We start from the raw sequence: 9,026 nt of genomic DNA, 5'->3' as shown, positions 1-9,026 counted from the left end.
GGATCTTAATGGTGATGATCACGATTCCTCTGTATATCTATGTTGCAGTTAGAAAACATAAAGCAGAAGAAGCTACCGCAAGTATTTCTTCTGACACACCAATAAAATAACTGTCTATTTTTACACAATAAGAGTACGTATCGAAAAGATAGAGTGATTCCTATTTATTTGAAACTTATTTTCTATCTATTATATCTGATGTCAGTGTGTGAAGGTTTACGAAAAAGCGATGTAAACTTTTTCGTGAGCCTCTGCTGACGACACATTAGGGGTTTATTATGTCGCTATCAATCAAAGATCAAAATACATTGGATAAATTTTGGGCCTACTGTGTAAAAAACCAATATTTTAACTTAGGGTATCCTGAGTCTGCTGATTTTGATTACACGATTTTAGAGCGATTCTTGCGTTTTTCGATTAATAACTGTGGTGATTGGTCTGAATATTGTAATTATTTGCTAAACTCATTTGATTTTGAAAAAGAAGTTATCGAGCATTTTAGCCATTTATATCAAATACCCTTTGATAATTGTTGGGGATACGTTACCAATGGTGGCACTGAAGGGAATATGTTTGGTTGTTATTTGGCACGGGAACTTTTCCCTTCTAGCCGATTATATTTCTCAAAAGATACTCACTATTCGGTAGCGAAAATTGTCAAATTACTGCGAATTGAGCACTGTATTGTTGAATCTCGCCAAAATGGTGAAATGGATTACGATGATTTAATCAGCAAAATTAAAGCGAACAATGAAAAGCACCCGATTATCTTCGCCAATATTGGTACAACGGTACGGGGGGCTATTGATAATATTAGTATTATCCAGCGCCGTATTGCTGAGTTGGGTATTGCCCGTAATGACTACTATATTCATGCCGATGCTGCACTAAGTGGCATGATTTTACCGTTTGTTGATGAGCCACAGCCGTACAATTTTGCTGATGGTATTGATTCCATTTCGGTTTCTGGCCATAAAATGATCGGTTCGCCGATTCCGTGTGGTATTACTATCGCGAAAAAAGAGAATGTAGATAAAATCTCTGTTGAGATTGATTACATTGCTGCTCATGATAAAACTATTACCGGATCACGTAACGGCCACACACCGATTATGCTGTGGGTGGCGGCAAAATCAATCAGCATGGAAGAGCAGCGCCGCCGAATTCAGCGTTGTCTAAATAAGGCCGAATATGCGGTTAAACGCTTTAATGATGCTGGGATCCCTGCATGGCGCAATAAAAATTCGATTACCGTTGTTTTCCCAAAACCCTCTGAATATGTCTGGAAAAAACACTGCTTGGCTATTTCAGGTGATGTTGCACACATGATCACCTCGGCACATCATCTTGATACTACCAAGATTGATGCCCTGATTGATGATGTGATCTCAGACAGTATGGTGATGGTGGTATAACGTTTTTTTATCCTTTCCATACAGTAAAGTTTTTACGGTAAAGCCCTGAGTTCTTTGCGCTCAGGGCTTTTTTGTGCGGTAAAACACACGTTTAATAGATAAAAATCATAATATCGGTCTGGATTGGCTATGAATTGCATAAGAAAAAGCCAATCAGACGGACAGATAGCATTTTTCTTGGAAGAATATGTCAAAATAGCGGCTTTCGTGCATGAATAGGTACTGCGTGTGTCTGAAGATCGTAACTTTGACGGCATTGTCGATAAATTTGCGCGCAATATTTACGGATCAGCCAAAGGCCGTATCCGTGAGGCCGTGTTACAACAAGACTTGGAAAAACTGCTGGCGACATTACCTGCGCGCCCGTTACGCATTCTTGATGCCGGTGGTGGTATGGGGCAATTGTCGCGTTTTTTAGCAGCGCAAGGCCACTTCATTACGCTGTGTGATATTTCTGGCGAGATGCTGGCGCAAGCAGAGCAAGCGGCACAGGCCGACGGCGTAGCACAGCAGATGCAATTTGTGCACAGCTCAGCACAAGAGGTGGGTAATCATTTAGCCGCTCCGGTAGATCTGGTATTGTTTCACGCAGTGCTTGAGTGGGTTGAAGAGCCTGTTGAGGTATTACAAAACCTGACAGATCTTCTGTTACCCGGCGGAGCATTGTCATTAATGTTCTATAACTATAATGGCATGCGTCACCACCACTTAGTGGGCGGAAATTTTGAGTATATTCAAGCCGGAATGCCGCTGAGTAAAAGAAAAACACTGGTGCCGACTCACCCGCGAAAACCGGAACAGGTTTATCAATGGCTGACAGACTTAGGTTTGCAGATTAGCGGCAAAACTGGTGTTAGAGTATTACACGATTTCCTGAGAGATAAATCTCATCGGGAGACAAAATTTGAACTGCTGCTCGAAATGGAGCAACAGTATTGTCGGCAGGAGCCTTACATTAGTCTTGGCCGTTACATTCATGTCATGGCCCACAAGCTTTGATGTGCACGTCTGCGGAATGTAAAATTTTAAGGGACATCGCATGAGTGAGTTTTCCCAGACCGTACCCGAGCTGGTCGCCTGGGCGAGAAAAAACGATTTCTCGATTGCGCTGCCGGTGGAGCGTCTGGCTTTTTTATTGGCTATCGCCACACTGAACAGTGAACGTTTTGACGGTGAAATGTCGGAAGGTGAATTGGTTGATGCGTTTCGCCATGTCAGTATTGCGTTTGAGTTGGCAACAGAAACGCTGACCCAGCGTGCGAACAATGCCATCAATGATCTGGTGCGTCAGCGTTTACTCAGCCGTTTTACCAGTGAACTGACCGAAGGGCAGTCAATTTATCGCCTAACTCCGTTGGGGATCGGGATAACTGATTACTATATCCGTCAGCGAGAATTCTCTGCACTGCGCTTGTCGGTGCAACTCTCTATTGTGGCGGATGAAATTCAGCGTGCCGCAGAAGCCGCTGAAGAGGGCGGCGAAGAGACGCACTGGCGGCGTAACGTGTATGCACCGTTAAAATACTCGGTTGCTGAAATCTTTGACAGCATCGATCTCACCCAGCGTTTGATGGATGAACAGCAGCAATCGGTAAAAGATGATATCGCCGCGCTGCTCAGCAAAGATTGGCGTGCGGCTATCACCAGCTGTGAGCTGCTACTTGACGAAACATCAGGGAATCTGCGCGAATTGCAAGATACCCTTGAAGCGGCCGGTGATAAATTGCAATCACGCTTATTGCAAATTCAAGATGCCACACTAAACCGACCTGATTTGAACTTTGTTGATCAGCTGGTGCTTGATCTGCAAGCCAAACTTGATCGGATTATCAGCTGGGGTCAGCAAGCCATTGATTTGTGGATCGGTTACGATCGACATGTGCATAAATTTATCCGTACCGCCATTGATATGGATAAAAATCGGATCTTTGGTCAGCGTTTGCGCCAGTCAGTTCGTGACTACTTTGACATGCCGTGGGTATTGTTGCATGCCAATGCTGATCGCCTGCTGGATATGCGTGATGAAGAGCTAACATTGCGTGATGAAGAGGCCACCGGTCTGCTTCCACCTGAACTCGAATACGAAAGTCTGACCGATCTCAATGAGCAGCTTGCTGATAGCATTGATGCTCTATTGATTGACTATCGGCAGCAGAATCGCCCGTTAGATTTGGGCAGCGTACTTCATGATTTTCTCCAGCGTTTCCCTCATGCTCGCCACTTTGACGTATCACGCCTGTTGGTTGATCACGCCGTACGGCTTGGGGTAGCGAAAGCTGATTTTGCCGGTCTGCAGCCAGAGTGGCAGGCCATTAACGACCACGGAGCCAAGGTACAGGCCCATGTCATCGATGAATATTGATCAATACATGCCGCTGCGTTTAGCGCAGGCACTGGCTAACCCGATTTTCCCTGTGCTTGACAGCATGCTGCGCTCAGGCCGACATATCGGATTAGACGATTTAGACAACCACGCTTTCCTGATGGATTTTCAGTCAGAGCTGGATGATTTTTACCGCCGTTATCATGTTGAACTTATCCGCGCACCAGAAGGCTTCTTCTATTTGCGCCCACGCTCAACAACCTTGATTGCGCGTAGTGTACTTTCCGCACTTGATATGCTGGTCGGAAAAGTGTTGTGTTATCTCTATCTTAGCCCAGAGCGCTTGGCACAAGAGGGCATTTTCACTGTTGCGGACTTGCATGATGAGCTGATGAATCTGGCCGATGAGAGCAAACTGCTCAAATTGGTGAACAACCGTTCAACCGGTTCAGATTTAGATCGCAAAAAACTGCATGATAAAGTGAACACCTCGATGAACCGTTTACGCCGCCTTGGTATGGTGGTGATGATTGGTGACAGTGGAAAGTTCCGGATCTCGGAAGCGGTATTCCGCTTTGGGGCTGATGTCCGCAGTGGTGATGATCCACGCGAAGCGCAGCTACGCATGATCCGTGATGGGGAAGCGATGGCCGCAGACAGCCTGTCTTTAGAAGATAGCCGTGACGATAACGCAGACAATAACAGCGAAACTTTCGTTGATGATGGCGAGGAATAATCGAATATGATCGAACGCGGTAAATTTCGCTCATTAACGTTGGTAAACTGGAACGGTTTTTTTGCCCGTACTTTTGATCTTGATGATCTGGTCACCACACTATCTGGCGGAAATGGTGCGGGTAAATCCACCACTATGGCGGCATTTGTCACCACCTTGATCCCCGATCTAACGTTACTGCACTTTCGTAATACCACCGAAGCGGGTGCAACCTCTGGTTCACGTGATAAAGGCTTGTACGGCAAACTTAAAGCCGGCGTTTGCTATGCCACGATTGATACGGTTAACTCACGCCATCAACGCGTACTGATTGGTGTGCGTTTACAGCAGGTGGCGGGGCGTGATCGGAAAGTGGATATTAAGCCATTTATGATCCAAGGCCTGCCCATGGCCAGTTATCCGACGGAATTGCTGACTGAAAAGCTCTCTGACTCACAAGCACGTGTACGCCAGTTGCCAGAAGTGCGCGATTTGGTTGATGGCATGGAAGGTGTGCAGTTTAAGCAATTTAACTCAATTACTGATTACCACAGCATGATGTTTGATATGGGAATTATCCCCAAACGTCTGCGCTCGGCGTCTGATCGTAGTAAGTTTTATCGCCTGATTGAAGCCTCACTGTATGGCGGGATTTCCAGCGCCATTACTCGCTCTCTACGCGATTATCTGCTGCCTGAAAATGTGGGTGTGCGTAAAGCCTTTCAGGATATGGAAGCGGCACTGCGTGAAAACCGGATGACACTCGAAGCCATTCGTGTCACACAGTCTGATCGTGACATGTTCAAGCAACTGATTACTGAGTCGACTCACTATGTTGCTGCCGACTACATGCGCCATGCCAATGAGCGCCGTCAGCACCTTGAAGCAGTAATGAATATGCGCCGCGAGTGGTTTGGTGCGCGCAGCGAGCTGGTTAGTCAGCAATACCGCTTGGTCGAAATGGGGCGTGAACTGGCCGAGCATCAAGGGGCAGAAAGCGATTTAGAAGCCGATCACCAAGCTGCCGCCGATCACCTGAATCTGGTGATGACAGCACTGCGTCAGCAAGAGAAAATTGAGCGCTACCGTGACGATCTCGATGAGCTTTCAATGCGTCTGGAAGAGCAAACGGAAGTGGTTGAAGAGTCAGCCGAGCGTCTGGCCGATGCCGAAGAGCGTGCCGAAGGCGCAGAGATTGATGTTGATGATCTGAAATCACAATTAGCTGACTATCAGCAGGCGCTTGACTCACAGCAAACCCGCGCACTGCAATATCAGCAGGCAGTACAGGCGCTTGAAAAAGCCCGTGCACTGTGTGCGCTGCCCGATCTCACTGCAGAAAATGCCGCGCAGTGGCAAGAGGAGTTTGCCATTCGCGAACAGGCTCTGACTGAACAACTGTTGGGATTAGAGCAAAAGATCAACGTCGCACAGGCCGCATCTGGGCAATTTGATCGAGCTTACCAGTTGGTGTGCCGTATTGCCGGTCAGGTCGCGCGTAGCGATGCATGGCAGACAGCACGGGAATTGCTGCGCAATCAGCCCTCCCAGCGCCATTTTGCCGAACGAGCAGAACCTTTGCGGGCGCAACTGGCAGAGCTTGAGCAGCGTTTACGATCTCAGCAAGAAGCCGAGCGTCTGCTTAATGAGTACATCAAACGCAGCGGTGTGGCGTTGGATCACCCCGCAGAGCTGGCCGATGAACAGGCACAGCAAGAGGCAAACCACGAGAGTATTAATACCGAGCTTGCCGAACACCTTGAACAGCGTAATCACCTGCGCCAGCAGCGTGAGCAAATTGGTATCCAGCTTTCCGCACTATCAGCGCGTGCACCTCAGTGGCTGGCAGCACAAGATGCGCTGAACAACTTAAGTGCGCAGACCGGACAACCGCTCGAAGACAGTCAGGCCGTCATGCAGCAGATGCAAAGCCTGCTAGAAGATGAGCGCGCGCAAACGGTGGTTCGAGATCATATTGCTGCCCGTAAGCACGATATTGAGACGCAGATAGAGCGTTTGGCACAGCCTGGCGGGGCAGAAGATGGCCGTTTGGTCGCACTGGCCGAGCGTCTAGGGGGCGTGCTGCTCTCTGAGATTTATGATGATGTCACCATTGATGACGCACCTTATTTCTCTGCGCTGTATGGCCCAGCACGTCACGGTATTGTGGTGCAAGATCTTAGCGCTGTACGTGATCTGCTCACCGAGCTTGATGATTGCCCTGAAGATCTTTATTTGATCGAAGGTGATCCCCAATCTTTTGACGACAGCGTATTCCAGACACAAGAGCTCGAAGGCGCGGTTGTTGTACAGGTGTCTGACCGTCAACTGCGTTACTCGCGTTTTCCGGCTGTTCCGCTGTTTGGCCGTGCTGCACGTGAAAATCGTCTTGAAATACTGCGTACTGAACGTGAAGCACTGGCTGAGAAATATGCAACGCTGTCGTTTGATGTACAAAAATTACAGCGTTTACATCAGACATTTAGCCGCTTTGTTGGTGAATATCTCGCAACCGCGTTTGATGCCGATCCGGAAGCGCAGATTCGTCTGCTGACTCAACAGCGTAGTGATATTGATCGTGATTTGAGTCAGGCGGATGCCACCGAGAAACAACTGCGTTCACAAGCAGAGCAGGCTCGTGAGTGCGTAAATATGCTCAACCGCCTTGTTCCACTCAGTGCATTGTTGGCGGATGAAACCCTCATTGATCGTGTTGATGAGTTGCGGGAAGAGCTGGATAACGCGCGTATTGCGCAGCGTCATATTCAGCAGCATGGAGAGCATTTGCAACAGCTAGAATCGGTAGTCAATGTGTTGCAAAGTGATCCTGAGCAGCACTCACATCTTCAGGCTGATTATCACCACGCGCAAAGTGCCCAGCGTGAAGCCAAGCAAAAGCTGTTTGCACTGTCGGAAGTGGTTCAACGCCGCGCCTATTTTGCTTACGCAGAATCGGTGGGTATGGTTGGGGAATCTTCCGGTTTTACGGAGAAACTGCGTGAACAGTTGAGCCATGCTGAAGCCGAGCGTAGCCGTTGTCGTGATCAGTTGCGTCAATTACAAAGCCAACACAGCCAGTATCACCAAGTGATGGCATCACTGAAAAGTGCAGCCGATGCCAAGCGCGATATGTTCAAAGAACTTGAACAAGAGATGCAGGATTTGGGTGTGCGAGCCGACAGTGGTGCAGAAGAGCGGGCACGTATCCGCCGTGATGAACTGCACACACAACTGAGCCATAACCGTCAGCGCCGCAGCCAGCTTGAGAAACAAACTGCAATCGTAGAAGCAGAGATGGACAGTCTGCAAAAACGCCTGCGCAAACTTGAGCGTGATTACCTAACGCTGCGCGGACAAGTGGTCAGCGCAAAAGCCAACTGGTGTGCCGTATTGCGTTTGGCGCGCGACAATGATGTAGAGCGCCGCTTACATAAGCGTGAGTTAGCCTACTTGTCAGCCGATGAACTGCGATCAATGTCGGATAAAGCATTGGGTACGCTGCGTCAGGCGGTAGCGAATAATGAAATGTTGCGTGATGTACTGCGCGCATCGGAAGATTCACGTCATCCTGAAAAGAAAGTACTGTTCTATATCGCGGTTTATCAGCATCTGCGTGAGCGTATTCGACAAGATATTATCCGCACCGATGATCCAGTGGATGCCATTGAGCAGATGGAAATTGAGCTGGCGCGTCTGACCGAAGAGCTGACTAACCGTGAGCAACGTTTGGCTATCAGCGCTGAAGCGGTGGCCAATATTATGCGTAAGACGATTCAGCGTGAGCAGAACCGTATCCGCATGCTGAATCAGGGTTTGCAGAATATTTCGTTTGGTCAGGTGCAGAGCGTACGTTTGTCAGTCAATGTGCGTGAAAGCCATGCCATGTTGCTCAATGGCTTATCAGAGCAGCGTGAACAGCATCAAGATTTGTTCTCTAATCAGCGTTTAACCTTCTCTGAAGCGCTGGCAAAACTGTATCAGCGCCTGAATCCACATATTGATATCGGTCAGCGTAGCCCACAGACTGTGGGTGAAGAGCTGCTTGATTACCGTAACTACCTTGAACTGGAAGTGGAAGTTTGCCGTGGTTCAGATGGCTGGTTACGAGCAGAAAGCGGCGCACTCTCTACTGGTGAAGCAATTGGTACTGGTATGGCCATTTTGCTGATGGTTGTACAGAGCTGGGAAGAGGAGTCACGCCGTTTGCGCGGCAAAGATATCGCACCATGCCGTTTGCTGTTCCTTGATGAAGCTGCGCGTTTGGATGCGAAATCTATCGCTACTCTGTTTGAGCTGTGTGATCGCTTAGACATGCAATTGCTGATTGCTGCACCGGAAAATATCAGCCCAGAAAAAGGGACAACCTACAAACTTGTACGTAAAGTGTTTAAAAATCACGAACACGTGCATGTGGTTGGTTTGCGTGGTTTTGGTGCCGATACCGATGTGCCTACCGATAGTCGGGTACAAGATACGCACACCGAAATATCTGATGCTGTTGAAATTGAAGATGCGCTTTAGGTGATATGTTTAAGATGAACGCTGATTTGAGTGGCCGCTATTTGTAAGCTAC

Annotated in this window: 5 protein-coding genes; all 5 read left to right on the top strand. The window is 48.2% G+C overall.

Annotated elements, in window-relative coordinates; genetic code table 11:
- Positions 1–278 precede the first annotated feature (278 nt).
- The 5 genes from ACRC27_RS05540 (at position 279) to mukB (ending at position 8,974) form a co-directional block, all read left to right on the top strand.
- Complete coding sequence (locus ACRC27_RS05540; RefSeq protein ID WP_438623380.1) at positions 279–1,415, top strand: histidine decarboxylase; 1,137 nt, start codon at positions 279–281, stop codon at positions 1,413–1,415.
- A 228-nt stretch (positions 1,416–1,643) separates the two neighbouring features.
- Positions 1,644–2,414 (top strand): tRNA uridine 5-oxyacetic acid(34) methyltransferase CmoM, encoded by a 771-nt coding sequence (gene cmoM / locus ACRC27_RS05535; RefSeq protein WP_438631509.1) that lies wholly within the window; start codon positions 1,644–1,646, stop codon positions 2,412–2,414.
- A 40-nt stretch (positions 2,415–2,454) separates the two neighbouring features.
- Complete coding sequence (mukF, locus tag ACRC27_RS05530; protein ID WP_438623378.1) at positions 2,455–3,777, top strand: chromosome partition protein MukF; 1,323 nt, start codon at positions 2,455–2,457, stop codon at positions 3,775–3,777.
- Positions 3,758–4,474, top strand: coding sequence for a chromosome partition protein MukE (gene mukE / locus ACRC27_RS05525; protein WP_438623377.1), 717 nt, complete (start codon positions 3,758–3,760; stop codon positions 4,472–4,474). The genes mukF and mukE overlap by 20 nt, the downstream gene beginning before the upstream one ends.
- Positions 4,475–4,480: 6 nt before the next feature.
- Entirely contained in the window at positions 4,481–8,974 is a 4,494-nt protein-coding gene (gene mukB, locus ACRC27_RS05520) for a chromosome partition protein MukB (protein ID WP_438639383.1), read from the top strand.
- Positions 8,975–9,026 lie beyond the last annotated feature (52 nt).

Source organism: Plesiomonas sp., assembly GCF_051650925.1.
Lineage (GTDB): Bacteria > Pseudomonadota > Gammaproteobacteria > Enterobacterales > CAMTGL01 > Plesiomonas.
Note: the sequence above shows the minus strand (reverse complement) of the source record. Positions and strands in the feature narration are given on the sequence as shown.